General features: G+C 76.0%; 25 protein-coding genes. 11 read left to right on the top strand and 14 right to left on the bottom strand.

From position 1 onward, the window contains the following. Positions 1-157 precede the first annotated feature (157 nt). The 6 genes from ccsB to FKM96_RS11695 form a co-directional block, all read right to left on the bottom strand. The gene (ccsB, locus tag FKM96_RS11720) at positions 158-1,273 is read right to left on the bottom strand and encodes a c-type cytochrome biogenesis protein CcsB (protein ID WP_147795380.1); all 1,116 of its coding nucleotides are present in this window, start codon (positions 1,271-1,273) and stop codon (positions 158-160) included. A 6-nt stretch (positions 1,274-1,279) separates the two neighbouring features. After that, positions 1,280-2,989 carry a cytochrome c biogenesis protein ResB gene (locus FKM96_RS11715; RefSeq protein ID WP_147795379.1) on the bottom strand — a complete coding sequence of 570 codons (1,710 nt, stop codon included), beginning with the start codon at positions 2,987-2,989 and terminating at the stop codon, positions 1,280-1,282. 1 nt (position 2,990) lies between these two features. Then, positions 2,991-3,893 carry a cytochrome c biogenesis CcdA family protein gene (locus tag FKM96_RS11710; RefSeq protein WP_147795378.1) on the bottom strand — a complete coding sequence of 301 codons (903 nt, stop codon included), beginning with the start codon at positions 3,891-3,893 and terminating at the stop codon, positions 2,991-2,993. Further along, on the bottom strand, positions 3,893-4,510 hold the full coding sequence (locus tag FKM96_RS11705; protein ID WP_147795377.1) for a TlpA disulfide reductase family protein: 618 nt from the start codon (positions 4,508-4,510) through the stop codon (positions 3,893-3,895). The genes FKM96_RS11710 and FKM96_RS11705 overlap by 1 nt, the downstream gene beginning before the upstream one ends. Further along, positions 4,507-5,163 carry a histidine phosphatase family protein gene (locus FKM96_RS11700; protein ID WP_147795376.1) on the bottom strand — a complete coding sequence of 219 codons (657 nt, stop codon included), beginning with the start codon at positions 5,161-5,163 and terminating at the stop codon, positions 4,507-4,509. Before FKM96_RS11700 ends, FKM96_RS11705 begins: the two co-directional genes overlap by 4 nt. A gap of 63 nt (positions 5,164-5,226) precedes the next feature. Continuing rightward, the gene (locus FKM96_RS11695; RefSeq protein WP_147795375.1) at positions 5,227-5,772 is read right to left on the bottom strand and encodes a MarR family winged helix-turn-helix transcriptional regulator; all 546 of its coding nucleotides are present in this window, start codon (positions 5,770-5,772) and stop codon (positions 5,227-5,229) included. 135 nt (positions 5,773-5,907) lie between these two features. On the opposite strand from FKM96_RS11695, the gene FKM96_RS11690 reads away from it, so the two are divergent. Beyond that, positions 5,908-6,465 (top strand): YceI family protein, encoded by a 558-nt coding sequence (locus tag FKM96_RS11690; RefSeq protein WP_147795374.1) that lies wholly within the window; start codon positions 5,908-5,910, stop codon positions 6,463-6,465. Positions 6,466-6,626: 161 nt separating this feature from the next. Here the strand turns inward: FKM96_RS11690 and FKM96_RS11685 are convergent, their stop codons facing one another. Continuing rightward, positions 6,627-7,361, bottom strand: a complete 735-nt coding sequence (locus FKM96_RS11685; RefSeq protein ID WP_147795373.1) for a redox-sensing transcriptional repressor Rex — start codon at positions 7,359-7,361, stop codon at positions 6,627-6,629. Positions 7,362-7,370: 9 nt separating this feature from the next. Continuing rightward, positions 7,371-7,691, bottom strand: a complete 321-nt coding sequence (locus tag FKM96_RS11680; protein ID WP_147795372.1) for a glutaredoxin family protein — start codon at positions 7,689-7,691, stop codon at positions 7,371-7,373. 34 nt (positions 7,692-7,725) lie between these two features. On the opposite strand from FKM96_RS11680, the gene FKM96_RS11675 reads away from it, so the two are divergent. Continuing rightward, positions 7,726-8,562, top strand: a complete 837-nt coding sequence (locus FKM96_RS11675) for an HAD family phosphatase (protein WP_147795371.1) — start codon at positions 7,726-7,728, stop codon at positions 8,560-8,562. After that, entirely contained in the window at positions 8,559-9,209 is a 651-nt protein-coding gene (locus tag FKM96_RS11670; RefSeq protein ID WP_371300418.1) for an N-acetyltransferase family protein, read from the top strand. The genes FKM96_RS11675 and FKM96_RS11670 overlap by 4 nt, the downstream gene beginning before the upstream one ends. A gap of 49 nt (positions 9,210-9,258) precedes the next feature. On the opposite strand, the gene FKM96_RS11665 is transcribed toward FKM96_RS11670, so the two are convergent. Both FKM96_RS11665 and FKM96_RS11660 read right to left on the bottom strand, forming a co-directional pair. Then, positions 9,259-10,338, bottom strand: a complete 1,080-nt coding sequence (locus FKM96_RS11665; protein WP_147795370.1) for an arabinan endo-1,5-alpha-L-arabinosidase — start codon at positions 10,336-10,338, stop codon at positions 9,259-9,261. Continuing rightward, entirely contained in the window at positions 10,331-11,839 is a 1,509-nt protein-coding gene (locus tag FKM96_RS11660) for an alpha-N-arabinofuranosidase (protein ID WP_147795369.1), read from the bottom strand. The genes FKM96_RS11665 and FKM96_RS11660 overlap by 8 nt, the downstream gene beginning before the upstream one ends. A gap of 288 nt (positions 11,840-12,127) precedes the next feature. Between FKM96_RS11660 and FKM96_RS11655 the strand changes: the two genes are divergently transcribed. The 6 genes from FKM96_RS11655 to FKM96_RS11630 all read left to right on the top strand — a co-directional run bounded on the left by FKM96_RS11655 (position 12,128) and on the right by FKM96_RS11630 (position 18,942). Next, positions 12,128-13,480, top strand: coding sequence for a sugar ABC transporter substrate-binding protein (locus tag FKM96_RS11655; RefSeq protein WP_147795368.1), 1,353 nt, complete (start codon positions 12,128-12,130; stop codon positions 13,478-13,480). Between the two features lie 93 nt (positions 13,481-13,573). Continuing rightward, complete coding sequence (locus tag FKM96_RS11650; RefSeq protein WP_210417262.1) at positions 13,574-14,563, top strand: carbohydrate ABC transporter permease; 990 nt, start codon at positions 13,574-13,576, stop codon at positions 14,561-14,563. 17 nt (positions 14,564-14,580) lie between these two features. Beyond that, positions 14,581-15,441 (top strand): carbohydrate ABC transporter permease, encoded by an 861-nt coding sequence (locus FKM96_RS11645; RefSeq protein ID WP_210417261.1) that lies wholly within the window; start codon positions 14,581-14,583, stop codon positions 15,439-15,441. Beyond that, positions 15,438-16,835 (top strand): arabinan endo-1,5-alpha-L-arabinosidase, encoded by a 1,398-nt coding sequence (locus tag FKM96_RS11640; RefSeq protein WP_147795367.1) that lies wholly within the window; start codon positions 15,438-15,440, stop codon positions 16,833-16,835. Before FKM96_RS11645 ends, FKM96_RS11640 begins: the two co-directional genes overlap by 4 nt. After that, complete coding sequence (locus FKM96_RS11635; RefSeq protein ID WP_147795366.1) at positions 16,832-17,518, top strand: YesL family protein; 687 nt, start codon at positions 16,832-16,834, stop codon at positions 17,516-17,518. Before FKM96_RS11640 ends, FKM96_RS11635 begins: the two co-directional genes overlap by 4 nt. Before the next feature lie 146 nt (positions 17,519-17,664). Further along, the gene (locus FKM96_RS11630; RefSeq protein ID WP_168216965.1) at positions 17,665-18,942 is read left to right on the top strand and encodes a glycosyltransferase family 4 protein; all 1,278 of its coding nucleotides are present in this window, start codon (positions 17,665-17,667) and stop codon (positions 18,940-18,942) included. A gap of 166 nt (positions 18,943-19,108) precedes the next feature. Here the strand turns inward: FKM96_RS11630 and FKM96_RS11625 are convergent, their stop codons facing one another. The 4 genes from FKM96_RS11625 to FKM96_RS11610 are packed head-to-tail and all read right to left on the bottom strand — an operon-like array spanning position 19,109 to position 23,236. Beyond that, entirely contained in the window at positions 19,109-19,969 is an 861-nt protein-coding gene (locus FKM96_RS11625; RefSeq protein WP_246854947.1) for a glycosyltransferase family 2 protein, read from the bottom strand. Beyond that, positions 19,966-20,988, bottom strand: coding sequence for a glycosyltransferase (locus FKM96_RS11620; protein ID WP_147795364.1), 1,023 nt, complete (start codon positions 20,986-20,988; stop codon positions 19,966-19,968). The genes FKM96_RS11625 and FKM96_RS11620 overlap by 4 nt, the downstream gene beginning before the upstream one ends. Continuing rightward, complete coding sequence (locus tag FKM96_RS11615; RefSeq protein ID WP_147795363.1) at positions 20,985-22,103, bottom strand: glycosyltransferase; 1,119 nt, start codon at positions 22,101-22,103, stop codon at positions 20,985-20,987. Before FKM96_RS11615 ends, FKM96_RS11620 begins: the two co-directional genes overlap by 4 nt. Beyond that, positions 22,100-23,236 carry a glycosyltransferase gene (locus FKM96_RS11610; RefSeq protein WP_147795362.1) on the bottom strand — a complete coding sequence of 379 codons (1,137 nt, stop codon included), beginning with the start codon at positions 23,234-23,236 and terminating at the stop codon, positions 22,100-22,102. Before FKM96_RS11610 ends, FKM96_RS11615 begins: the two co-directional genes overlap by 4 nt. Before the next feature lie 116 nt (positions 23,237-23,352). On the opposite strand from FKM96_RS11610, the gene FKM96_RS11605 reads away from it, so the two are divergent. Beyond that, complete coding sequence (locus FKM96_RS11605) at positions 23,353-24,441, top strand: hypothetical protein (RefSeq protein ID WP_147795361.1); 1,089 nt, start codon at positions 23,353-23,355, stop codon at positions 24,439-24,441. Next, a complete protein-coding gene (locus tag FKM96_RS11600; protein ID WP_246854946.1) occupies positions 24,438-25,709 on the top strand; it encodes a glycosyltransferase family 2 protein in 1,272 nt (423 codons plus the stop codon). Before FKM96_RS11605 ends, FKM96_RS11600 begins: the two co-directional genes overlap by 4 nt. Positions 25,710-25,713 lie beyond the last annotated feature (4 nt).

Raw genomic sequence — 25,713 nt, 5'->3', positions numbered from 1 at the left:
GGGACCCCCGGGCGGACACCGCGTACGCACCCACCGGACAGAACCCGGGACCCCTGGGGCGGACACCGCGTACGCACCCACCGGAGGAACGTCCCGGTCCCCTCCTGGGGTCACCGGGGCCGCACCCGCCGAGCGGTCGCCCCGGCGGCGAGGGCGGTCAGATGCCGGAGTAGGAGTGCTTGCCGGTGACGAACAGGTTCACGACGGTGAAGTTCGCGAGCACCACGGCGTAGCCGACGTAGACGAAGTACGCCGCCTTGCGCCCGGCCCAGCCGCGCGTCGTCCGCGCGTGCAGGTACGCCGCGTACACGACCCAGGCGACGAAGGTGCCGACCTCTTTGGGGTCCCAGCCCCAGTACCGGCCCCAGGCGTGCTCGGCCCAGATGGCGCCGCCGATGAGCGTGAACGTCCACAGGACGAAGCCGATGGCGTTGAGCCGGAAGGACAGCGCCTCCAGCCGGCGGGCGGACGGCACCGTGCGCAGCCAGGACCAGGCCGGGCCGGTGACCCGCCAGCGGGCCAGCGAGCGGCGCAGGCCGTCCGCCGACCGCCACGGGTGGTCGAGGTGCGAGCGACCGGTCTCGCGGCCGTCCTGCAGCACCTGGAGGACCGCGGTGGCGAACGCGACGGTGAAGATGCCGGTCGCCGCGATGGCGACGCCGACGTGGATGATCAGCCAGTAGCTCTGCAGCGCGGGCTGCACGGCGTCGGCCTGGACGTAGAACACGAGCAGCCCGAGGGCCAGGGCCAGCACGCCGATCCCCATGACGACGACGCCGAGGAACGGGATGACCCGCTTCCGCTGCACGACCGCGAGCACCACGGCGGCGACGAACGTGCCGACGAGCGTGAACTCGTACATGTTCGCCGTCGGCCAGCGCCCGGCCGCGACGCCGCGCAGCACGATGCCGGCGCCGAGCAGCAGGATGCCGAGGTAGGTGGTGGTCCGGGCGATGCCGGTCGTGGCCGAAGGCGCCGTCATGGGGCGCTCGGGCTCGGCGTCGTCGATCCGGCCGGACCGCGGCGCGGCGGCCGGCTCGTCGTCCGCGTCGGCCGGGACCACCAGGCCGGACGGACCGCCGGCGCCGACGGTCGCGCGGGCCGCGGCGCGCGCCTCCTTGGCGGCGGCGACCCGGGCCGCGCGCTCGGCGCGGTGCTCCGTGGACGCGGCGTCCGCCAGCCGGGCCAGGGCCGAGGTGTAGGCGATCAGGGCGATCGTGAACGCGGTCGCCGCTCCCCACACGAGCAGGGTGCTGATGTCGCCGATTGCCATGTCCCTCTACCTTCCGGTCCGGCCGGTGGGCCCGTCGACGTCCGCTCCGCGGAGCCGGTCCATCGCCCGGTCGAGCTCCGCCTGCAGGCCCACGTCGTCGCCGCGCGCCAGCGCGGCGGCGGTGACCACTGTACGGCCTGACCCGGGACCTTCGTCCCCCGCGCGCATCCGCAGCCAGACCCGCCGGCGCGGCACGAACAGGGACGTCGCGAGCCCCGCGAACGCCAGCAGCGAGAACGTCAGCACCCACGCGAGCGACGGGTCGTGCCGGAGGTCCAGCGCGACGAAGCGCGGCAGCTCGTCGAACGTCAGCGTGCCCAGGCCGTCGGGCAGGTCGACGGTCTCGCCGGGTCGCAGGTAGAGCGTGACCGGCCGGCCCTCGTCGTCGAGCGCCTGGGTCAGCCCGGTCTCGTCGAGCTGGTAGACGTTCTGCGGGACGCCGTCGTCCAGACCGAGGTCGCCGGTCCACACCGCGAGGGCGAGCAGCGGGTCGGTGGGCTGCGGGTCGACGGAGCGGTAGATGCCGTCGCCGATCTGCTGGGCGGTCGGCAGCAGCACGCCCTGCAGGCCGATCTGCGGCCCCGAGGTCACGTCCGGCACCTTGATGACGCCCTGCGACGTGTAGACGGTGTCCTGCGGGAGGAACGGCACGGCACCCGAGAACGTCACGTCGCCGTCGGGGTCCCGCACGGTCACCTGCGGCGCGTACCCGTTGCCCTGCAGGTAGACCTTCGCGTCCGCGATGTCGAGCGGGTGGTTGACCTTGATCTGCTCCTGGACGCCCTCGGCCCCCGGCTCCGTGATGGTCACGTGCGCGGTGAAGTCCCGGGACTGCAGGGTGTCGGGGTCGAAGGACGACTCGAAGGAGTCGAGGCGCATCGAGAAGGGCTCGAGCGACGACGCGCTGAACCCGGAGCCCGACTCGAACGTGTCGTAGTCGCTCTGGGTGTTCGCGAACGCGCGGCCCTCGACGATGATCGCCTGGCCCCGGTAGTGCAGCAGCTGACCGGTCGCGACGGAGACGAGCAGGCCGACCAGCGCCAGGTGGAACACGAGGTTGCCGGTCTCGCGGAGGTACCCGCGCTCGGCGGCGACGCTCCAGGTGCCGCGACCCTCGTCCCGGACGTCGACCCGGAACCGGCGCCACCAGCGCGGCCCGCCCAGGGCGGCGGCGGCGCGCTCGGCGACCTCCTGCGGCGCGCCGTCGAGCTCGGCGGACGCCTGGGCGGGGAACCGGTCGAACCGCCGCGGGGCGCGCGGCGGCCGGCCGCGCATCGCCCGCAGGTGGGTGCGGCTGCGCGGCAGGATGCAGCCGACCAGCGACACGAACAGCAGCAGGTAGATCGCCGAGAACCAGACCGACGAGTAGACGCCGAAGAACCCCAGCCGGTCGAGCAGCGGGCCGAGGTCCGGGTGGTCGGTCAGGTAGGTGGCGACCTTGTCGGGGTCCTGGGCGCGCTGCGGGAACACCGTGCCGGGGACGGCCGCGACGGCCAGCAGCATGAGCAGCAGCAGGGCCACGCGCATCGAGGTGAGCTGCCGCCACGCCCAGCGCAGCCAGCCGACGACGCCGAGCGACGGCAGCTGGGGCGACGCGCCGCCGGGTGCGCCCGGGCCGCCGGCCGGGGGCTGCTGCCCGGCGCTGAACGCGTCCTCGAGCCCCTCGGGGGTGTACCCGCGGGGCGAGGTCTCGGTGGTCTGGGGGTCGCGCGTCATCTCACACCGCCGGGACGAAGGGCTCGGCGCCGGTGAGCAGGCCCTGGAGCCAGCCCGCCCACGCGGACCAGAGGCCGGTGACCAGAGCGGCACCGAGCAGGAGCAGGAGGGCGCCGCCGACGCGCATCACCGCGAGCCGGTGCCGGGCGAGCCAGTCGAGGGCGCGGCGGCTGCGCTGGAGGCCGAGCGCGACGAGCACGAACGGCAGCCCGAGCCCGACGCAGAACGCGAGCGCGAGCAGCGCGCCGCGGCCGGCGGACCCGCCGTCGAGGGAGAGCAGGAGGATAGCGGCCAGCGTCGGGCCGATGCATGGGGTCCAGCCGATGCCGAAGGTCACGCCGAGCACCGGCGCGCCCCACAGGCCGGCGCGGGGCGCGAGCACCCGGCGGCTGTCCCGCTCCAGGAACGGCACGAGCCCGAGGAACGCCAGGCCCATGACGAGCACGCCGACCCCGAGCACCCGGGACACCGGGTCCTGCCAGCGCAGCAGGAACGAGCCGAGCGACCCGGCGAGCGAGCCGTAGGCGAGGAACACCGCCGTGAAGCCGGCGACGAACAGCAGGACGCCGAGCACGAGCCGGCCGCGGGACGGGGCGGCCGGGGCCGCCGGGGTCTCGTCGGCCGCCGGCCGGGTCAGCGCGGGCTGCGCCGGCAGCGCGCCCGCGAGGTCGAGCGTGGTCGCGCCGGCGCCGGCCGCGGCGGCCCGCACGCGCGGCGCCCGGGCGGTCCCCGGCGCGGAGGCGGCGGACATCCCGCCGAGGTAGCCGACGTAGGCGGGGACCAGAGGCAGCACGCAGGGCGAGGCGAACGACACCAGCCCCGCGAGCAGCGCCACGGGGACCGCCGCGAGCAGCGAGCCCGAGGTGGCCGCCTGCGCGAACGAGTCCCCGACGTCGGCGAGCATCACGCGGAGGCCCCGCCGTCCTCGGCGAGCACCTCGTCGATCAGCGCGCGCAGCGTCGAGCCCTCGGCCAGGCCGACGATCCGCGCCGCGACCTTGCCGTCCCGGTCGAGCACGACCGTCGTCGGCGTCGCCTGGATCGGCACGATGCCCTGCAGCGCCGCGATGGCGTGCTTGTCGCGGTCGTCGATGCTCGGGTACGGCACGTCGAAGTTCTGCTGGAACGGCTCGGCCGCCCCGGCGTCGTCGACCCCGTTGATGCCGAGCAGGTGCACGCCGGAGTCCGCGTACTCGTTCGCGATGTCGACGAGGTCGGGCGCCTCCTCCCGGCACGGCGGGCACGCCGCGTACCAGGTGTTGAGCACGACGACGTCGCCCCGCCAGTCCGCGATGTCCACGGCGTCCCCGGCGTAGTCCGTGCCGGCGACCTCGACGGGGCCCTGCCGGTCGGCGACCGCCCACTGGGTGAACGACCCGTCGCCGGAGACGTAGCCCTGGTCGGCGACGTCGGTGTCCGAGCCCGTGCCGTCGCCCCCGCCGGAGCACGCGGCGAGCGCGAGGACGGCGCCGAGCGCGACGGCGGTCGCGGCGGCGCGACGGGCGCGGCTGCGGGTCGTCATGCGCCCGCCACCGCCGAGGCCCCGGGCAGCAGGTCGGCCGCGGGCTCGGTGTAGCCGATGCGCACCAGGCGGTCGTCCTCGTAGGTCAGGGAGGTCAGCGACGCGAGCGAGCACTGCCGGCGGCGCGGGTCGTGCCAGAGCCGGCGGTCCTCCAGCGCGAGCCGGGTGACCCAGATCGGCAGCTGGTGGCTGACGAGCACGGCCTCGTGCCCGCGGGCGGCGTCGCGGGCCCGCTCGACCACCGCGAGCATCCGGCCGACCTGCTGCCGGTACGGCTCGCCCCAGGACGGCCGGAACGGGTTGACCAGCAGCGGCCAGTGCCGCGGGTGCCGCAGCGAGCCGTCGCCGACGCCGAACGTCAGGCCCTGGAACTTGTTCTCGGCCTCGAGCAGGCGCTCGTCGGTGGTGACGGGCAGGCCGAGCGCCTCGGCGATCGGGGCGACCGTCTCCTGGGCGCGCGTCAGCGGCGACGCGAACAGGGCGGTGACGTCGCGGCGCGGCCCGTCGAGCGTGCCGGCCAGGTGCGCGGCGACGCGCTCGGCCATCTCGCGGCCCCGCTCGGACAGGTGGTACCCGTCGAGCCGTCCGTAGAGCACGCCCTCGGGGTTGTGCACCTCGCCGTGCCGCATGAGGTGGATGGTGGTGGCGACCATGGGGTCAGTCTCGCAAACCCGGCTGGGTGGTCGGACCGCGCCGGGGCGCGGGGACCCGACGGATCAGCGTCCGGCGGCCTCCGCGTCGGCCTCGACCTGGGCGCAGCCGGCCTGCAGCGCGGCGCCGACCGCGGCCATCGCGTCGCCCAGGGCCTGCATCTGGACCGGCGTGAGCACGTCGACGAGGTGCGCGCGCACGGACTCGACGTGCGAGGGCGCGGCGTCCACGAGCCGGCGCCAGCCGGTCTCGGTCATGGTGCAGTTCACACCGCGGGCGTCCTCCAGGCAGGGGGCGCGCTCGACCAGGCCGGCGGCCTCCATGCGGCGGACGGTGTGCGTGAGGCGGCTCCGAGAGTGCGCGAGCTCGCCCGCGAGCTCCGACATGCGGAGCGTGCGCTGCGGCGCCTCGGACAGCCGGACCAGCACCTCGTACTCGCCGAGCGACAGGCCGGAGTCCTGCTCCAGCTCGTGCGCGAGCACGTCGAGCAGCCGGGCGGTGCCGTCCCGGTACGCGCGCCACGCGCGCTGCTCGTCCGCCGTCAGCCAGCGGACGTCATCGGGGTCCCGCGGCGCCCTGGTCGTCGCGCTCCCGGTGGTCGTGGTGCTCATCGCCGTCCTCCTCCCGCGCCCGCCTGTGACGTCGGTGGCTGATCGTCCCACAGGCCTTGCGCAGCAGGCTCCACTGTAGTAGAAATCTCAACTAACCGCAGTTGATGCTTCAACCAATACTTCGCAGGAGGCACCATGTCGACCACGACGCTCCCCACCGCCCTCACCGCCGGCACCTGGGCGATCGACCCCTCGCACACCGAGGCGTCCTTCACCGTCCGCCACGCGGGCATCTCCAAGGTCCGCGGCACCGTCGCGGTGACCTCCGGCACCATCACCGTCGCCGAGGACCTCACGCTGTCCGGTGTGACCGCCTCGCTCGACCCGTCGACCATCGCCACCGGCGACGCGAACCGCGACGGCCACCTCAAGGGCTCGACCGACTTCTTCGACCTGGAGAAGTTCGGCGAGTGGACCTTCGCCTCGACCTCGGTCGCCGCGGACGGCGAGGACTACGTCGTGACCGGCGAGCTCACCATCAACGGCGTGACCAAGACGGTCGAGCTGGCCACCGAGTTCGGCGGCGCCGCCACCGACCCGTTCGGCAACCAGCGCGCGGGCTTCTCCGCCTCGGTGACCATCTCCCGCAAGGAGTTCGGCATCACCTGGAACGCGGCCCTCGAGGCCGGCGGCGTCCTGGTGTCCGACAAGGTCGTCATCAACCTCGAGGTCTCGGCCATCAAGCAGGCCTGAGCCTCCGCACGACCCGCCGCCCCCGGCCGCGCCCCGCGCGCACGCCGGGGGCGGCGCACGTGAGGGCCCGGTCGACCGCGCACCCCTGCCGCGGTCGACCGGGCCCTCTCGTGCGTCCCGCGTCGACCGGGTAGCCGACGCGTCGACCGAGTACCCGCCGACTACTCGCTCGACGCGTCGGCTGCTCGCTCGGCGGGCCCTGGCGCGGGCGCGGTCAGTCGGCGGCGGGGGACCGGCTCGGGCTCGGCGACCACGGCCGGCGCGGCCGCGGCGCCCGAGCGCTGGCGCGCGTGGAAGCCCAGGATCTGCAGCTCCGACCCGAGGTCGACCTCGCGGACGTCCACCCCGTCGGGCACCCGCACCGTGCGCGGCGCGAAGTTCAGCACCCCGGTCACGCCCGCGGCGACCAGCCGGTCCGTGGTGGGCTGCGCGGCGGACGCCGGCGTCGCGACGATCGCCACGCTCGCCTCCTGCTCCTCGACCGCCCGCTCCAGGCCGTCGACGTGCTGCACGACGTGCCCGCCGACCTCGGTGCCGACCAGCTCCGGGTCGGTGTCGAACAGGCCGACCAGCACGAACCCGCGGTCCGCGAAGCCCGAGTAGGTCGCGAGGGCGTGCCCCAGGTTGCCGATGCCGACGATGACGACGCGGCGCTCCTCGGTCATGCCGAGCGCCTGCGCGATCTGCCGGCGCAGGTGGTCGACCTCGTACCCGACGCCGCGGCGGCCGCCCGCGCCCAGGTACGACAGGTCCTTGCGGAGCTGCGCGGGGGACGCGCCGACGAGCTCGGCGAGCTGGTCGGACGACGTGGTGGTCACGCCCTCCGACGCGAGGCCGCCGAGGGAGCGCAGGTATCCCGGCAGGCGGGCGACGGTGGTCGGCGGCAGGGCTCGCACGGCGACAGCCTAGGCCTGCGGGGCCGCCGCGAGGGCGTCGACGAGCCGGTGGCGGTCGATCTGCCAGTAGCCGACCCGCGCACCGTCGACCTCGACGACCGGCAGCAGCTCGCCGTAGGCCGTCGCGAGCGGTCGCCCGTCGCGGGCCGTGCCGCCCGCGTCGACGTCCACCTCGGCCCAGGACGCGCCGCGCTCGGCGGCCACCTCGGCCACGAGGTCGCGGGCGGCGTCGCACAGGTGGCACCCCGCGCGGGAGTAGAGGACGACGCGGGGCGGGGTCTCGGCTGGCGGGGTCTCGGCTGGCGGGGTCTCGGCTGGCGGGGTCGGCACGGCACGAGCCTAGGTCCGTGACTACAGTGGCGGCGTGCCCGAGCCCACCGAGCCCCTGACCGGCGCGCCCGCGCCGACGGCGCCGACGGGGCGCGTGGCCGCGTTCTTCGACGTGGACAACACGATCATCCGCGGCGCGAGCTCGTTCCACCTCGCCGTCGGCCTCTACCGCCGCGCCTTCTTCCAGCGCTCGGACATCGTCCGGTTCGCGGTGCACCAGATCCGCTACCTGACGTTCGGCGAGAACCGGCAGCAGATCGACGAGGTCCGCCAGCGCGCGCTCGAGATCATGCACGGCCGCTCGGTCGCCGAGGTCGTGGCGATCGCCGAGGACATCTACGACGAGGTGCTCGCGCTCCGGATCTTCCCGGGCACGCAGCGGCTGCTGGACCAGCACCTGCGCGCCGGGCACGAGGTCTGGCTGGTCACGGCCACCCCGGTCGAGATCGCCGACATCATCGCCCGCCGGCTCGGCGCGACCGGCGCCCTCGGCACGATCGCGGAGCACAAGGACGGCTTCTACACCGGCCGGCTCGTCGGGGACCTGCTGCACGGCCGCGCGAAGGCCGAGGCGGTCCGGGCGCTGGCCGAGCGCGAGGGCCTGGACCTGGAGCGGTCGTTCGCCTACGGCGACTCCACCAACGACGTGCCGATCCTGTCCGAGGTCGGCTTCCCGTGCGCCATCAACCCGGACGGCCGGCTGCGCAAGCACGCGGCCGAGGTCGGCTGGCCGATGCGCGAGTTCCGCGGTCGCCGCAACGCCACCCGCCGGGGGGTCGACGCGGCGACGGTCGCGGGCTCGGTGTGGGTGCTCGGGCTGGTGGTGCGGACCGCGCGGCGCGCGATCCGGGCCCGCTGGGGCGCGCGGTGACCACGGCCGGGACCGCCGGGGCGCCGGACGCGCCCGCGACCGCCGCCCCGCCGGTGGTCCGCCGCGCCCGCGCCGACGAGGCCGCCCCGCTCGCCGACCTCGCCGCCGCGACGTTCCCGCTCGCCTGCCCGCCGTCGTCCACGCCCGAGGACCACGCGGCGTTCATCGCCGGGAACCTGACGCCGGAGCACTTCGCGACCTACCTCGCCGACCCAACCCGGGACCTGCTGGTCGCCGACGCCGACGGCGAGCTGGTCGGCTACACGATGCTGGTCGCGGGCGAGCCGTACGCCGCCGAGGTCGCCGCGGCCGTGCCGCTCCGCCCGACGGTCGAGCTGAGCAAGTGCTACGTGCTGCCCGGCCGGCACGGCGGCGGCGTGGCCGGCGCGCTCATGGCCGCGAGCCTCGACGCCGCCCGCACCCGGGACGCCGCCGGGGTGTGGCTGGGCGTCAACGGCGAGAACCTGCGGGCCCAGGCGTTCTACCGGCGCTCGGGGGTTCGAGGTCGTCGGCGAGCGCACGTTCCAGGTCGGCGACCAGCGGCACCACGACCTGGTCCTGCACCAGCCCCTCTAGCCCCGCCTGCCGGACGAGTGGAAGGTTGTGACCGACACGCCGTCGGCGTGTCGGTCACAACCCTCCACTGACGGGCCGGAGGGCCGGGGGGGCGGGCCGGACCAGGCGGTCGGGCTCGGGTCAGCCCGCCTGCTCCTCCTCGGTCGTCAGCACCGGCCAGCCCTCGGCGTCCCACGCGATCTCGCGCAGCCCGAGGGTGGGCGTCCCACCCGTGGCCGCGTCGTAGTAGTGGTACGCCAGCACGCCGCCCGACGCCGACTGCCCGCCCGGGCCGACCCGGTCCCCCGCGGTCTCCAGCAGCACGTCGCCGCCGTCGAGCAGCAGGTCCGTGCCGTCCCGCGTGACGTACGGCCCGGTGACGTCCCGCGACCTCCCGACCGCGACCTTGTACGTCGAGTCGGTGCCCTGGCAGCACGCGTCCTCGGACACCAGCAGGTAGTACCAGCCGTCGTGCTCGACGACGTACGGGGCCTCGATCGCGTGCGGCGAGGCCAGCCGGCTCGCGAGCCCCACGGGCGACGCCCCCGCCGCCGGCAGCCCGTCCGGCCAGGCCAGCTCGACCACCTGGATGCCGGACCAGTACGACCCGAACAGCATCCAGGGCGTGCCGTCGGCGTCCTCCACGATGCCGGGGTCGATCGCGTTGTAGTCGTCGGCCGGCTCCGACCGCCACACCTCGCCGCGGTCGACCCAGCCGTAGTCCGGGTCCTCGGGGTCGAGCGTCGGGCTGGTGCGCAGGCCGATGACCGAGCGGTTCGAGCCGAAGGTCGACGCGGCGTAGTAGAGGTACCAGGTGCCGTCGTGCTCGTAGAGCTCGGGCGCCCAGTAGTTCACGACGCCCGGGACGGCCTCCTGGGCCCACCGCGGGGAGTCGGACGGCCCCCACGCGGTGCCGAGGTACTCCCAGGTCGCGCCGCGGTCGGTGGACCGGCGGACCTGGACGGCCCCGGCGTTCTCCCGCTGGTCGCCGGTCGAGTACACGTACCAGGGGTCGTCGCCCTCGCCCACGGCGAGCGCGGGGTCGTGCACGCCGACGTCGCCCGCGACCGGGATCTCGGTGGCGGCGGGCGCACCCGAGCGGGTCGCGACCGCCGCACCCCCGGCCCCCACGAGGGCGACCGCCGTCACCGCCGCCGCGACCAGCAGGCCGCGGCGGCGGGGACGGGGCGCGCGGGCGCCGGCGGCGTCGCCCTCAGGCACCGAGCCGGACGACGTTCCACGACACCGGCGGCACCCGGACGGTGAGCCGGCCGCCGTCGATCGTCGCGGAGTCGTTGTCCCGCGGCAGCACCGCGGTGTCGTCGTCGGCGGTGGCGACCCACGTGTGGTCCGGGTTCGACAGGCTGGTGGCGCCGAGCACCCGCAGCCCGGGGATCGACCGGGTGTCGACCTCGAGCGTCACCGTCTCCGTGGTCGAGCGGTTGACCGCGAACAGCGCGACGGCGCCGGTCTCCGGGTCCCGGGTGGCCACGGCGTCGACCAGCGGGGCGTCGCCGAACTTCGCGGTCTCGTACGTCGGGGCGTCGATCGCGACCTGCAGCACCTCGCCGGTCGCGTACTGCGACGCCTGCGCGAACGGGTGGAACGTCGTCTGCCGCCAGACGCGGCCGCCGGGCTCGGTCATGATCGGCGCGATCACGTTGACCAGCTGGGCGAGCGACGCGGAGTGCACCCGGTCGGTGTGCCGGAGCAGCGAGATGAGCAGGTTGCCCACCACGACGGCGTCGGCGACGTTGTACTTGTCCTCGAGCAGGACCGGCGCGACCGGCCAGTCGTCGCCCGACGGCGGCACCGACTCGGCGCGCTTCTGGTACCAGACGTTCCACTCGTCGAACGAGATCTGGATCCGCTTGGCGACCTTCTTGTGCGCCCGGACGCCGTCGGCCACCGCGGTCACCGAGTCGATGAAGTGGTCCATGTCGACGGCCGAGGCGAGGAACGACCCGAGGTCGCCGTCCTCCTCGGCGTAGTACGCGTGCGCCGAGATCATGTCGACGTGCTCGTAGGTCTCGGAGAGCACCGTCTGCTCCCACTGGCCGAACGTCGGGATCGGCACGCCGGACGAGCCGCAGGCGACCAGCTCGAGGTCGGGCTGGATCATCCGCATCGCGCGGGCGGTCTCGGCGGCGAGCCGGCCGTACTCGTGCGCGGTCTTGTGCCCGATCTGCCACGGGCCGTCCATCTCGTTGCCCAGGCACCAGAGCTTGATGTCGTACGGCTCGGCGGCGCCGTTGGCCCGGCGCTGGTCGGACAGCGCGGTGCCGCCCTTCACGTTGCAGTACTCCAGCAGGTCGAGCGCCTCCTGGACGCCGCGGGTGCCGAGGTTGACGGCCATCATCGCCTCGGTGCCGGAGGCCTTGGTCCAGCGCATGAACTCGTCGACGCCGACGAGGTTCGGCTCGGTGGAGTGCCAGGCCAGGTCGAGCCGGCGGGGGCGCTGGTCGCGCGGGCCGACGCCGTCCTCCCACCGGTAGCCGGAGACGAAGTTGCCGCCGGGGTAGCGGACCGTCGAGACGCCCAGCTCCTTGGTCAGCCCGATGACGTCGGCGCGGAACCCGTCGGCGTCCGCGGTGGGGTGCTCGGGGTCGTGGATGCCGGTGTAGACGCAGCGGCCGAGGTGCTCGACGAACGCGCCGAACGTCCGGCGGCGGACCGGCCCGACGCGGAACGCCGGGTCGAGGGTGAGGGTGACGGTGGTCATGTGGGGCACAGCTCCTTCGCTGTCCGATCTACATCGTTGTAGGACGATCGTGCCCGCCGCGGCGGGACCCGTCAACCATGGCACCGCGAGGCGCCCACTCAGAGCACCACGACCGTGACCAGACCGTTACTTGACCGTCCGACGTGACCCGTGCCACTCTCTCCAACGTTGTAGTGCAACGATGTAGAACACGAGGCCAGAGCCGCCCTCACCCAGTCCGGTCCGCCACCGACGGCCGACCGGCGCGCGCTCGACCTCGCCCTGTCCACCAGTGGAGGCAACGGCGCGATGACCACGAAGACCCTGCGGGCGGCGGCCCTGGCCCTCGCCGGGGCGCTCGCCCTGACGGCGTGCGGCTCCGGCGGAAGCGACGACGGCGGCGGCTCCGGCGACGGAGAGAGCCTGACGTTCATGTTCCGCGGCGGCGCGGACGAGAAGGCGGCGTACCAGGCCGCGATCGACAAGTTCACCGAGGACACCGGCGTGAAGGTCCAGATGACCGTCACCGACGCCGACCAGTACGCCACCAAGCTCCAGGCGGCGGTCTCGGGCAACAAGGTGCCCGACGTGTTCTACATCGAGCAGGCCAACCTGCAGTCCTACGTGGCGTCCGGCGTGCTGCTGGACATCACCGACCAGGTGGAGGAGGCCGGCGTCGACCTCGACAACATCTGGGCGTACGGCGTCGACTCCTACCGGTTCGACGGCACGCTGCAGGGCACGCCCGAGGGCCGGCTGTACGGCCTGCCGAAGGACGTCGGCCCGTTCGCGTTCGGCTACAACAAGACGATGCTCGAGGCCGCGGGCATCCCGCTGCCCGACCCCGACGTCCCGCTGAGCCTCGACGAGTTCCGCGACATCGCGAAGCAGCTCACCACCGACACCGACGGCGACGGTGCGGTCGACCAGTGGGGCACCGGCCTCAACGTGCAGTGGAACCTGCAGTCGATGGTGTGGAGCAACGGCGGCGACTGGACGAACGAGGACCGCACCGAGGTCACCGTCGACACCCCGGAGTTCGCCGAGGCGCTGCAGTACTTCGCCGACCTCACCACCGTCGACGGCGTCACCCCGAACGCGTCCGAGGCCGCGACGCTCGACACCTACCAGCGCTGGATGGCCGGCGAGATCGGCTTCTTCCCGGTCGGCCCGTGGGACGTCAGCGTCTACAACGACCTGGACTTCGAGTACGACCTGATCCCCTGGCCCGCCGGCAGCACCGGCGAGTCCGCCACCTGGGTCGGCTCGCTCGGCATCGGCGTCTCGGCCACGTCCGGGAACCCCGACGCCGCGGTGCAGCTCGCGACCTACCTGTCCGCCGACCCCGACGCCCAGCAGACGCTGGTCGACGCGAACGTGCAGATCCCGAACCTGATCGACGTGGCCGAGGAGTGGGCCGGCGCCGCGGACGCGAAGCCCGCCAACCGCCAGGAGTTCCTCGACATCGTGCAGGACTACGGCCGCGCCATGCCGGCCTCGTTCACCTACGGCGCCGAGTGGTACGACGAGCTCTGGGTGAACATCCAGCCCGTGCTCGACGGCAAGCAGAGCGCCGCGGACTACCTCGCCGAGGTGCAGCCCAAGATGCAGGCGCTGCTCGACGAGTCCAACGCCAACGCCGAGATGGCCGGCGGGGCCTGACCACCCCACCCCCGCTCCCCCGCCGCGCCGGCGCGCCGCCCCTCCTCGGGCGGGCCCGGCGCGGCGGGGCCGCCCTCGTGAAGGAGCACCGGGATGTCACGGACCACCGCTGAGCCCACCCCCGTCCCCACGGCGCCCGCCGCCGGCATCGTCCCGCCCGACGGCGACGACCGCGGCTCCGCGCTGCACGCCCGGCAGGCCATGCGCCGCCTGCACCGCACCGAGCACCGCTGGGCCGCCGCGTTCGTCGCCGCCCCGGTCATCGGCTTCCTCGTCTTCACGCTGTACCCGCTGGGCTACGCGCTGTACGCGTCGCTGACCCGGTGGAACGGCCTGACGGCGCCGCAGTTCATCGGCCTCGACAACTACGCGGCCCTGCTCGGCGACGAGTACTTCCGCAAGACGCTGTGGAACACCGCGTTCTACATGATCGGCATCCCGATCGGCCTGGTGCTGGCGCTGCTGCTGGCGATCGCGCTGAACCGGAAGATCCCCGGGCAGACCGCGTTCCGGACGATCTACTACGTGCCGGTGATCTCCTCGCTCGCCGCCATCGCGATCGTCTGGCAGTTCGCCTACAACGGCGACTTCGGCCTGGTGAACCAGGTGCTGTCCTGGTTCGGCATCGACGGGCCCGACTGGCTGCAGAACACCGCGACGGTGAAGCCCGCGATCATCCTCATGGCCGTCTGGAAGGGCCTCGGGTACTCGATGCTGCTGTACCTGGCGGCCATCCAGTCCGTGCCCCGCTCGCTCTACGAGGCGGCGTCCCTGGACGGCGCGAACGGCTACCACCGGTTCCGGTGGATCACGCTGCCGATGGTGCGCCCCGTGACGTTCTTCCTGGTCGTCACCAACGTCATCGCGGGGTCGCAGATCTTCACCGAGATCAACATCATGACGCCGACCGGCGGGCCCGAGTTCAGCTCCGCGTCGATCGTCTACTACATCGTCCGCAAGGCGTTCAAGTACCAGCAGATGGGCTACGCCACGGCGATGGCCGTCGTGCTCGGGCTGATCGTCCTCGTCGTCACCCTCATCCAGTTCCGCCTCAACCGGCGCAACTCGTTCAGCATCGACTGAAGGGGCTCCGAGCACTCATGAGCCGCAAGACCCCGATGGGCACCACCGCCCAGAACCGCGTGGTCAACACGATCCTGTTCGTCGTGCTCGCGCTGGGCGCGGTCGTGATGATCGCGCCGCTGCTGTGGATGGCCACCACCGCCCTCAAGACCAAGGCCGAGGTGTTCGCGCTGCCGCCGGTCTGGATCCCGGACGCGCCCCAGTGGGACACGTTCGTCCGGATGTGGACCGAGGCGCCGATCCTGTCCGGCTTCAAGAACAGCATCATCGTCGCGGGCACCGTGACGATCGTCGGGTCGATCACCTCGTCGCTCGCCGCGTTCGCGCTGGCGAAGATGCGGCTGCCGTTCAAGAACGCGATCTTCCTCGGCCTGCTGACCGGGCTGATGATCCCGTTCCCGACGCTGATGATCCCGCAGTTCGTGATGTTCTCGAAGATCGGCTGGGTCGACACCCTGCTGCCGCTGATCGTGCCGCTGCTGTTCGGCAACATCGTGATGATCTTCTTCCTGCGGCAGTACCTGTCGAGCGTGCCCGACTCGATGGTCGAGGCCGCCAAGATCGACGGGGCGTCCTACCTGCAGGTGTTCCGGAAGATGATCTTCCCGCTCATCCGCCCGGCCATCGCCGCGCAGTTCATCCTCTGGTTCATGACGATCTGGAACGACTACCTCGCGCCGATCCTCTACCTGAACACCGAGTCCAAGCAGACGCTGCAGGTGGTCATCGCCAACCTCAACGTCGAGTACGCCACGCAGCGGGACTACCCGCTGATCATGGCGGCGTCGTTCGTGGCGCTGCTGCCGATCCTGGTCGTGTTCCTGATCTTCCAGCGGCAGATCATCGAGTCGGTCGCGCTGACGGGGGCCAAGGGATGACGCTGACGGAGCCGGCCGCGGCGGTCGCGGACGCCGCGCTCGAGGTGACGGCGGGCTGGGGCGCGCGGCACGCGCACGACCCGACCGCGGTGCGCGACGACGACGGCACCTACTGGCTGTTCTCCACGGACGCCTCGGGCGCGGGGCCGCTGCCCCGGGCCGGGGTGCAGGTGCGCCGGTCCGAGGACCTGGTCGCGTGGACCTTCCACGGCTGGGCGCTGGACGGCGTGCCCGCCGACGCGGCGGCCTGGACCGGTGCCGGGGGGCTGTGGGCGCCGGACGTCGTGCGGGTGCCGGACGCCGTCGCGGTGCCGGACGACGGGCGGTGGCGGATGTACTACTCCGCGTCGAGCTTCGGGTCCCGCACCTCGGCGATCGGGCTCGCGACGGCGCCGCACCCCGCGGGGCCGTGGACCGACCGCGGGCTGGTCGTCACCAGCCGGCACGACGTCGACGGGCCCAACGCGATCGACGCCAACGCCGTGGTGGACGCCGACGGCCGGCACTGGCTGGTCTACGGCTCGTTCTTCGGCGGCATCCACGCGCTCGGGATCGACCCCGCGACCGGGTTCGTGCTCGGCTCGGGCGGCCGTCCGCGGCCCGGCCCGGGCCTGCTGCTGGCCCGGCGGCCGCACGCGGTCGAGGCCGCGGTCGAGGGGGCGTTCGCGCTCCCCCGGCCGGGCGGCGGCTACGCCCTGCTCACCTCGTTCGACTCGCTGTTCGGCACCTACCACCTGCGGGTCGTCGCCGGGCCGTCCGTGACCGGGCCGTACGCCGACGTGCGCGGGCGGTCCGCGACCGACGTCGCGGCCGACCCCGTCGGCAGCACCGTGCTGGCCGGGCACCGGCTGGCGGGCGGGCGCGGCTGGCTCGCGCCCGGGCACGCGTCGGTGCTCACCGAGCCGCTCCCGGGAGGCTCCTCGCGGCAGCTGCTCGTGCACCACGTGCGCGACGCCGACGACCCGACCCAGCACGAGGTGCAGGTCCGGCGGCTGGTGTGGACGGCCGGCGGCTGGCCGCTGGTGTCGCCCCAGCCGTGGGCCGGTCCCGGCCGGGAGCAGGACGACGAGGCGGCGTGGCCCGCGACCGTCGCCGAGCTCGCGGGCACCTGGGAGGTGGTGACGTTCGCGCGCGGGGACGCGTTCACGGCGTCGGCGTCCCGGGTCGTGGGGGCCGAGGGGCCGCCCGGGGCCGTGGCGCTGGGACGCGGGCGGTTCGCGTGGGACGGGTCGGTCGGCGGAGGCGGTCGGCCCGTGGAGGCCGTGGCGTTCCCCGCGTGGGACGGGGTGCGCGAGCGGGCGACGCTCGCGTGCGCCGCGCTCGACACCGGGACCGGGGTGGTGACCGTGGGGACGCTGGTCGAGCCGGCGGCGGCCGTGGAGCCCGCACCGTGAGCGCCGCGACCGAGGCCCGGCGGCGCGTGCCCGTGCACGAGGGCGGCGAGGACGTCGGCGGCTGGGCCGGGGCGGTGATGCGCTGGCTGCGCGTCGCGGCCCGGCTGGTCGCGGTGAACCTGCTGGTCCTGGCCGGAACGCTGCTCGGCGGCGTCGTCCTGGGCCTGCTGCCCGCGCTCGCCGCGGCGGCGACGGTGCTGGGGGCCGTCGCCGCGGGCGAGCCGCCGGAGTCGGTGTGGCGCGCGTTCTGGTCGGAGTACCGGGCCGGGTTCCGGCGCGCGAACCGGCTGGGCTGGCCGCTGCTGGTCGTGGGCGCGGTGCTCGTCGCGGACGCGCTGGCGCTGCCGGTGCTCGCCTCGGCCACGGGGTCGACCGGGCCGGCGGCGGTGGCCGCCGCGGGGCTGCTGGTGCTCGGCGCGGGGCTGCTCGTCGTCGGCGCGTGGTTCCTCGCGGTGCTGCGGCGCTACGACGAGCCGTTCGGCCGCACGTGGCGGTTCCTCCTGCTGGCGCCGCCGACGTCCCCCGGCACCGCGCTCGCGGTGCTGGTGACGCTGTGTGCGCTGGCGTTCACGGGCTGGCACCTCACGTTCCTCGTCCCGCTGGCGGGCGTCTCGGCGGCCGTGCTCCTGACGGGCGTCCTGGTCGACCGCCGCCTGGACGCGATCGACACCCCGAACCGCTGACCCGGGGTCCTCCCCTCGAGTGGAGCGTTCTGCCCGACACGCCCGGGGTGTGTCGGGCAGAACGCTCCACTCGTCTCCACCCGGGGGCGGGCCCGGCGGGCGAGGCGTCGACGGGCGGGGTGCGGCGCGGTCGGCGAGCATGGGGCGTGGCCTCCGACCTGCACGCGAGCACGCCCGAGAGCACGACCGGGAGCACCCCGGCGTGCCCCGCCGAGCACGGCGGGCGCCCGACCCGCGGGCGGTGGCTCGTCGCCACGACCGAGTACGCCGGGCTCACCCCGTACACCGGCGGCATCGGGCGGCACTACGCCTCGCTGCTGCCGGCGCTCGTCCGGCAGGGCGCGGCCGTCGACCTGCTGGTGCTCGCGGACGGCGCCCTGCTGCCGGACCCCGACCTCGGCGGCGTCCGGCTGGTCGGCCACGTCCGCCCGCCGCGTGCCAGGGTCCCCGCGCTGCTCGCGCGCGCGGCCGCCGTGCGCCGCGTCGTCCGCGCCGGCCGCTACGACCGGGTGTTCCTGCCCGAGTGGGCCGCGCTCGGGGTCGGGCTGCCGGCCGGGGCGCCGCTGCTGACCAACCTCGCGACGAGCACCCGCTTGGCGAACGAGGTCGCGGGCTTCACGCCGCGCTCCTTCGGGCTGCGCGGCGGGGCGGTCGTCGCGCTGCAGAGCCGGCTCGAGGACCGGCAGGTGCGGCGGTCGGCGGGCCTGGTGGCGATCTCGCGCGCGATGCTGCGGTGGACCGAGGGCGCCTTCCCCGCGCTGCCGCCCGCGCGGGTCGTGCGGAACTGCATCGGCGTGGCGCACGTGCGCCGTGCGGCGGGGACCGCGGCGCTGCCCGCCGGCTGGCCGCAGGACGGGTCCCCGGTCGTGCTGTTCCTCGGCCGGCTCGAGCGGCGCAAGGGCGTCACGGACGCGTTCGCGGCGTTCGCGGAGGTCGCTCGGCAGCACCCCACGGCGCGGCTGGTGCTGGCGGGCGCGAGCGGGGACCGGCGCTTCGAGCCCGACCGTCCGACCCTGCTCGCGATGCTGCCGCCCGAGGTCCGGGACCGCGTCACCTGGCTCGGGCACGTCGACGACGACACCCTGTACCGGGCGGTCCGGGAGGCCGCGGTGACCCTGTGCCCCTCGCGCTGGGAGGGGTTCGGCAACGCCGCGCTGGAGGCCAAGGCGATCGGTGGCGCGGTCGTCGTGACGACCGGCAGCGGCTACGACGACTTCTGCACCGACGGCGAGGACAGCCTCATGGTGCCGCCCGCCGACCCGGCCGCCCTGGCGGCCGCGGTGCGCCGCCTGCTCGACGACCCGCTGCTGGCCGCGACCCTCGGCGCCCGGGCGGCCGCGGGCGCCGAGCACTGGACCGCCGACCCGGTGGCGGCCGACCTCCTGGACGCGGCGGACGCCCTCCTGGGCGCCCCCCGCGACTGACCCCGTCCGCCGCCGCGCGCCCGCCCCGACCGCGCGCCGAGAGTGCAGCCGACACGTCGAGCGAGTAGCCGGCGACTACTCGCTCGACGTGTCGATTGCACTCTCGCGATCGAGAGGACGCGCGCGATGCGCGGAGGGGCGACGCGCGCCGGGCAGGCCCTGGGAGTCAGGCGCGGTGCCAGGTGGTGCCGTCCCAGCGGATCGCGCCCGCCTCCGCGAACGCGCGCAGCCAGCCCTCCATCGGCCACCGGCCCCAGCGGCGGGCGAACCGCGCGCCGTTGCGCAGGACGTCGTCCAGGTGCCGCCACGGCGGGCTGCTCGTCGGGTGGTGCTGGTGGTAGGCGTGCGCCCCACCGACCCAGGCCAGCGGCACACCCGCCGCCCGCAGCGCGTAGCCGTAGTCGGTGTCCTCGCCGCCGTAGCCCTCGTACCCCTCGTCGAACCGGGGCCCGTCCGCCCAGCGTCGCGCGGTGAGGGCGAACGACAGCGACCAGAACAGGTCGTACTCGCCGTCCTCGGCCACGACGACCTCGCCGTCCGCGGGCGCAGGCCGCGCCGGGTGCGGGCGGGTCGCGGCCGCGAGCGCCGCCGGGTCGTCGACGACCGCGCCGGCCCGCAGGTAGGTGACCGGCCCGCACAGCACGGCGTCCGGGTGCACGTCGGCCGCGGCGGCGTACCGGTCGAGCAGCTCGGCCCCGGGCACGCAGTCCGCGTCGAGCAGCACGAGCAGGTCGGCGCCGAGCGCCACCGCCCGGTCGGCGCCCGCGTTCCGCGCCGCCGCGAGCCGCAGGCCGTCCGGGCCGGGCGGCACCCGGAGCACGTCGTCGGCGTCGAGGGCAGGCGGCTGGTCGGCGCCGACCCACACGACGACCGCGAGCACCGCCGGGCCCCGCCGGACCGCCGCGAGCTGGCGCCGCAGGTGGTCGACCCGCGGGGCCGAGCACAGCGTCACGACGGCCCGCCGACCCGTCGGGCGCGGCGCCTCGCTCCCGGGCACGCCGGACGCGGTCTCCCCCGCCCCGGTCACCACGCGCCCCGTCCGCGTGCCACGTCCGCGATCGCCTCCGCGGCCCGCGCCGCGGCTCCCGCCGTCCCCCACACCGACCAGTCGGGCTCCAGCGCCTCGGCCCGCTCGAGCACCTCGGGCCAGCGCGCCGGCTCCGGCCACGCCGGCTCGACGACGGCGAGCCCGGCCCGCCCCAGGGCGCGGGCGGTGACCGCCTGCTCGTCGAACGGCCGGTCCTGCGGCACGACCACGGCCCGGGCCCCGGCGACCGCCAGGTCCGCGACCGAGTTCTGCCCCGCGAACGACACCACGGTCCCCGCGGACGCCAGCGCGTGCCACGGGTCGTCCGTCCACGTCCCGCCCGCCCCGAGCGCCGTCCACCGGTGACCGGGCGTCACCCGCGCCGCGGCATCGAGGTGCTCCGCGGTCACGCCCGAGCCGCCGCGGCCGCCGAGCACCAGCACCCCGCCGCGCTCGCCGGCAGGCACCTCGCGGCCGTCGAACCGGCTGATCCCGCCCGTGAACACGACCCGGTCGCGCACGGCGTCCAGGTGCGGGGCGGGGACGACGTCGGCAGGCCACGGCGCGAGCACCCGGGCGGCGGCGCGCAGGCCGAGGGCGTGCGGCTCGTCGTCGCGGACCCCCGGCTGCGCGACGAGCACCGGCGGGACGCCGAGCAGCCGGGCGAGCACGGTGACCTCGACCGACACGTCGACGACCACCGCCGCGGCGCCCCGGGTGTCGAGCTCGCGGGCGATCCGCGCCAGCCGCCCGCGGTGCCCCGGGTGCAGCAGCGGCGCCCAGTGCAGCAGCCCGCCCGCGGCGGGGTCGGCCTCGGCCGGGCTGCGGCCGGTGCCGGGGTCGGGCTCGTCGTCGCGGTCCAGGCGCACCCAGTCGACGTGCGCCGGCAGCCCCGCGGGCTCCGGCAGCGTGCTCAGGGCCACGACGTCGGCGTCGAGGTGCGGCGCGACGGCGCGCAGCCGGCCGAGGTGCCCCGACCCGTGGTGGTGCACGTACCAGGCGACGGTCGGCCGCGTCACGCGATCAGCTCCGCGCCGGTGCCGCGCTGGGCGACCAGCGCGCGGAACACCCGTTCCAGGGCGTCGACCCGGGCGTCGAGCCCGTAGTGCCGGCGGGCCGAGGCGCGCACGGCCACGCGGAAGCCCGGCTCGGCCGCCGCCCGGGTGGCGAGCCGGCCCGCGGCGTCCGCGAGCGCGGCCACGTCGCCCCGGGGCACGGCCGACATGCCGGTCGCGGTGCGCGCGATCTCCCGGATGCCGCCCGCCCCGAACGCCGCGACCGGCGTGCCGCACATCAGCGCCTCGGGGCCGACGAGCCCGAACGGCTCCTCCCAGGCCGGCGTCCCGAGCGCGCACGCGCTGCGCCCGATGAGCCGCGCGAGGGCGGGCTGGTCCAGCAGGCCGACGTACCGGACGCCGTCGCCGACGTGCGGGAGCACGTGCCGCTCGGCGTACTCCCGGTCGCCGATCCGGCCCGCGATGGTCAGCTCGCGGCCGAGCAGCCGCGCGGCCTCGATCGCGAGGTGCGGCGCCTTCTCCGGCACGAGCCGGCCGGACCACACCAGGCCGTCGCCGCCCGGACCGGCGGGCCAGTCGGCGGCGTCGATCCCGTTCGGCAGCACGGTGGCGTCGACGACCGGCGCCCACTCGCGCCGGGTGTGCGCGCTGACCGCGAGGAACCGGGTGCCGCGGGCGTGCGCGGCGGCGTCCACCAGCTCCGGCTCCAGCGGCGTGTGCAGCGTCGAGACCATCGGCACCCCGAGGTCCGCGGCCCGGCGGAGCGGCAGCCCGTGCAGGCAGTGGTTGGAGATGACGTCGTACCGCCAGGGCGCGCGGGCGATCACGTCGAGGGCCCGGCCGAGCGCGGGGACGGACCGCTCGAGGTAGGCGTCGGGGTAGTGCGAGTCGGTGGCGCGGGCCCCCGCGGGCCAGTCGAGGGTCGGGAGCGCGAACTCGGCCGGCCCGCCGTCGAGGAAGTCGGAGCCCTGCACCGCGATCAGCGACACCTCGTGCCCGCGGGCGCGCAGCGTGCGCACCTCGTTCCACACGGCCGACTCCAGGCCGCCGGCGTGCGGCTGCCGGATCGGGAAGCGCAGCGGCGCGACCACGACCACGCGCAGCGGCGAGCCGGTCACCGGGGCCCCCCGGCGAGCAGGTCGCGGTACAGCGCGGCGTGCTGCTCGGCGGCGGCGCGATCCGCCGTCAGCCGGCGCTCGCGCCGGTCGCGGACCAGCGCGGCGCGCTCGGTGGTCCCGGGGCGGGTCGACGTCGCCGCGCCCAGGAGCCCCCGCAGAGCGGTCGCGAGCCCCGCGGCGTCGCCGACCGGCCCCGACGTCGCGACCGAGCCGTCGGGGTGCTGCTCGGCGTAGTAGCCGACGGCCGGCGCCGCGACGGGGACGCCGAGGTCCCAGCAGAGCTCCAGCCAGCCGGAGTGCGTGCCGTGCGCGTAGGGCAGGACGCACGCGTCGAGCCCGGCGAGCGCGGCGGCGAGGGCGGCGTCGTCCAGCCGGTGGTGCTCGACCAGGTCGACCGCCGGGCCGGCCGCGGCGCACAGGGCGCGGACCTCCGCGCGCGCCGCCTCGTCCCGGACGGCGCGGTGCAGCCGCACCTCGGCCCGGACGGCCACGCCCGACGCGCGCAGGTCGGCCACGGCGGCCAGCAGCGCGCGGGTGGCGGCGGGGGCGTCGACGTTCGGCCGGAGGTCCTTGAGGTGCAGGCCGACGACGCGCTCGCCGCCGGGCGCCGGCGCCCCGCCGTCGTCGGGGATCTCGCCCAGCAGCCGCGGGTGCGGCACGACCAGCGCGTCCCGTCCCCACCGCGCGCGGATCTCCGCGGCCGCGCCGGGCGTGAGCGTGACCACCGCGTCCGCGCCGGGGACCAGCACGTCCAGCTGCGCGCGGTACCCGTCCTGGTCGGTGAGCTGGGGGTGCTCCAGGTCGTGCACCGTGACCACGACGGGCCAGCCCTGCTCGCGCGCCGCGGCCAGCGTGCGGGCCAGGTGCTCGGGGGCGAACGACTCGGTGCCGAAGTGCACGTGCAGCAGGTCCGCCTCGGCGGCGTGCTCCCGGACCCACGCGGGGTCGAGCACGACGGGCGGCCACCAGCGACCCGGCTCCGCGCCGGGCGGGGTGGGGTCGGGCAGCAGCTCGACCCCGGGCGCGGCGGTGACCCGCGCGACGTACGGGTGCCCGGCGGGCACGGAGGCGATGCGGACCGTGCGGCTCGTGGACCGCGGCGAGCCGGCGGTCGGTGCGAGGAGCTGCGACATGCGGTCCTCTCGTCGTCGCGGGCGCGCTGCCCGGTCCCCGAGCAGCGCGGCGTCGCGGTGGTGCGGGAAGTGTCGCGCGGTTGCCGCCTCCCCGCGACTCGACCACGATTGCCGCGATGACCAGGACCGACACCCCCGCGCTCCTCCTCACGGGCCCGCCGCGGCACGGCGTCGTCCGGTACGCGGGCGACCTCGCCGCGCACGTCCGCGCCCTGGACGCGGACGTGCGGGTGCTGCGGGTCGACGACCCCGCCGGGCTGCCCGCCGCGGCCGCCGGGCTCGGCCGGGCGCACCTGCACGTCACGGACCGGCTGCTCGGCTCCTCGCCCGACGCGGCGGCCGACCTCGTCGAGCGGCTGGCGGCGGCGTGCCGGCTGACGGTCACGCTGCACGACGTGCCGCAGGAGTCGGACGGCCCGCGGAACCTCCCCCGGCGCACCGCCGCCTACGCCCGGGTCGCCGCCGCGGCGGCGGGGGTCGCGGTGAACAGCCGGCACGAGGCGCTGCTGCTCGCGGAGCACGGGGTGCTGGCGGACGGGCGCGCGCGGGTCGTGCCGCTGGGGGCGACAGCCGCGGGCGGCGGCGCCGGTCCCGCCGCGGATCCCGCCGCCGGCCCGACGGGGTCCGGCGCCCCGCTGGTCGCCCTCGTCGCCGGCTTCCTCTACCCGGGCAAGGGCCACGACGACGTCGTCCGCGCCGCCGCCGACGCCGCGGACCTGCTCCGCGCGGCCGGCACCCCGCCGGGCGAGGTGGCGGTCGTCGCGGTGGGCGGCCCGTCCCCCGGCCACGAGGACGAGGTCGACCGGCTGCGGGCCCTGGCGGAGGGGCGCGGCGTCGCGCTCCGGGTGACCGGCGGGCTGGACGACGACGCGTTCCACGCGGCGCTGCGGGGGCCGGGCGTCCCCGTCGCGGCGCACCGGCACCTGTCGGCGTCGCGCACGCTGCTCGACTGGGGCGAGGCCGGGCGGCGGCCGCTCGTCGTCGACTCGCGGTACGCCCGCGAGATGGCCGCCCTGCGACCCGGGACGCTCGCGCTGTACCCGCCGGACGACCTGCCCGCCCACCTCGCGCGCGCCTGGGCCGACCCGGCGGCGACCGCGCTGCCCGCCGGAGCGTCGCTCGCGCCGACGCTCCGGGACGCGGCGGCGGCGTACCTCGCGTGGTGGGCCGGCGACGCCGGCGCGTCCGGCGGGGCCGCCGCGTGACACCCGCCGGCCGCCCGCTGCCCGGCAACCGGTGGGACCTGCTCGACGGCGTGGTCCCGGAGGCGCCGCCGACGGTCTCGGTGGTCGTCGTGCACTACGACCAGCAGGCCGAGCTCGACCGCACGCTGCACGCGCTGGCCCGGCAGGACCACCCGGCCGACCGGACCGAGGTGATCGTGGTCGACGACGGGTCGCCGGAGCCCCCGCGCGTGCCCGCCGGCGTCCGGTTGCTGCGCCAGGAGGACCGCGGGTTCCGGGTCGCCGCCGCGCGCAACCTCGGCGCCGCGGCCGCCACGGGCGACGTGCTGGTGTTCCTCGACGCCGACACGGCGCCCGAGCCGGGCTACCTCCGCGCGCTCACCCGGCTCCCCGCGCTCGCCCCCGACTGCCTCGCGGTCGGCCGGCGGCGGCACGCGGACCTGGGCGGGGTGCCCGTGGACGCGCCGGTCGAGCACGCCGGCCCGGAGCACGAGCTGCCCGAGCCGGCCTGGCTCCTGGACGGCTACCGGCGCAGCCGCGACCTGCTCGACGCGGACGACCGGTCCTACCGGTACGTGATCGGGGCCGTGACCGCGTGCAGCCGCGTGCTGTTCACCGAGGTCGGCGGGTTCGACGAGGGGTTCTCGGCGTACGGCGGCGAGGACTGGGAGTGGACCTACCGCGCCTGGCTCGCGGGCGCCGTGCTCGCGCACGTCCCGGAGGCGGTCGCCTGGCACGACGGGCCGGACTGGTCCGGCCGGGACGAGGCGTCGCGGGCCGCGAAGAACGCCGAGACGCTGCGGCTCGCGGACCTGGTGCCGGTGCCGGGATCCCGCCCGCGGGGCCTGCCGTCCGGGCGGGTCGACGTGCTGGTGCACCCGCCCGCCGGCGACGCGTCGGCGGCGCAGCGGTTCGTGTCGGTCGACTCGGTGCTGGCCGCGCTGCCGGGCGCCGAGCCCGCGCCGGACCCCGGCAGCCCCGGCGGCACCGCCGACGACCCGCGTCTCGACCGCGTCCGCCTCGACGTCGTCCTGGACCACCCGCTTCGCGTCACCGACCCGCGCGCGGTCGCCGCCGCGGTCGGGCGGGTGGCCGCCGAGGGCCTCGGCGAGCTCGCCCTGCTGACCCCGGACGGCGCGCCGCTGCTCCGGGTGGTGTCCCGGCGCGCCCGCGCCCGCGAGCGCCGCTGGGGCCGGGACGACCTGTTCCCGCGCGCGACGTCCGCGGCCGAGGGCCTGGTCCCGCTGACGGACGAGCCGGACCTGGAGGCCTACCTCGGCGGCTGGTGACCCG

It is taken from the genome of Cellulomonas sp. Y8 (assembly GCF_008033115.1).
In the GTDB taxonomy this organism is placed as follows: domain Bacteria; phylum Actinomycetota; class Actinomycetes; order Actinomycetales; family Cellulomonadaceae; genus Cellulomonas.
Note: the sequence above shows the minus strand (reverse complement) of the source record. Positions and strands in the feature narration are given on the sequence as shown.

Coding starts and splice junctions, on each gene's coding strand:
- ccsB (WP_147795380.1), bottom strand. CDS start 1,273: ATGGCAATCGGCGACATCAGCACCCTGCTCGTGTGGGGAGCGGCGACC.
- FKM96_RS11715 (WP_147795379.1), bottom strand. CDS start 2,989: ATGACGCGCGACCCCCAGACCACCGAGACCTCGCCCCGCGGGTACACC.
- FKM96_RS11710 (WP_147795378.1), bottom strand. CDS start 3,893: ATGCTCGCCGACGTCGGGGACTCGTTCGCGCAGGCGGCCACCTCGGGC.
- FKM96_RS11705 (WP_147795377.1), bottom strand. CDS start 4,510: ATGACGACCCGCAGCCGCGCCCGTCGCGCCGCCGCGACCGCCGTCGCG.
- FKM96_RS11700 (WP_147795376.1), bottom strand. CDS start 5,163: ATGGTCGCCACCACCATCCACCTCATGCGGCACGGCGAGGTGCACAAC.
- FKM96_RS11695 (WP_147795375.1), bottom strand. CDS start 5,772: ATGAGCACCACGACCACCGGGAGCGCGACGACCAGGGCGCCGCGGGAC.
- FKM96_RS11690 (WP_147795374.1), top strand. CDS start 5,908: ATGTCGACCACGACGCTCCCCACCGCCCTCACCGCCGGCACCTGGGCG.
- FKM96_RS11660 (WP_147795369.1), bottom strand. CDS start 11,839: ATGACCACCGTCACCCTCACCCTCGACCCGGCGTTCCGCGTCGGGCCG.
- FKM96_RS11655 (WP_147795368.1), top strand. CDS start 12,128: ATGACCACGAAGACCCTGCGGGCGGCGGCCCTGGCCCTCGCCGGGGCG.
- FKM96_RS11650 (WP_210417262.1), top strand. CDS start 13,574: ATGTCACGGACCACCGCTGAGCCCACCCCCGTCCCCACGGCGCCCGCC.
- FKM96_RS11645 (WP_210417261.1), top strand. CDS start 14,581: ATGAGCCGCAAGACCCCGATGGGCACCACCGCCCAGAACCGCGTGGTC.
- FKM96_RS11640 (WP_147795367.1), top strand. CDS start 15,438: ATGACGCTGACGGAGCCGGCCGCGGCGGTCGCGGACGCCGCGCTCGAG.
- FKM96_RS11610 (WP_147795362.1), bottom strand. CDS start 23,236: ATGTCGCAGCTCCTCGCACCGACCGCCGGCTCGCCGCGGTCCACGAGC.
- FKM96_RS11605 (WP_147795361.1), top strand. CDS start 23,353: ATGACCAGGACCGACACCCCCGCGCTCCTCCTCACGGGCCCGCCGCGG.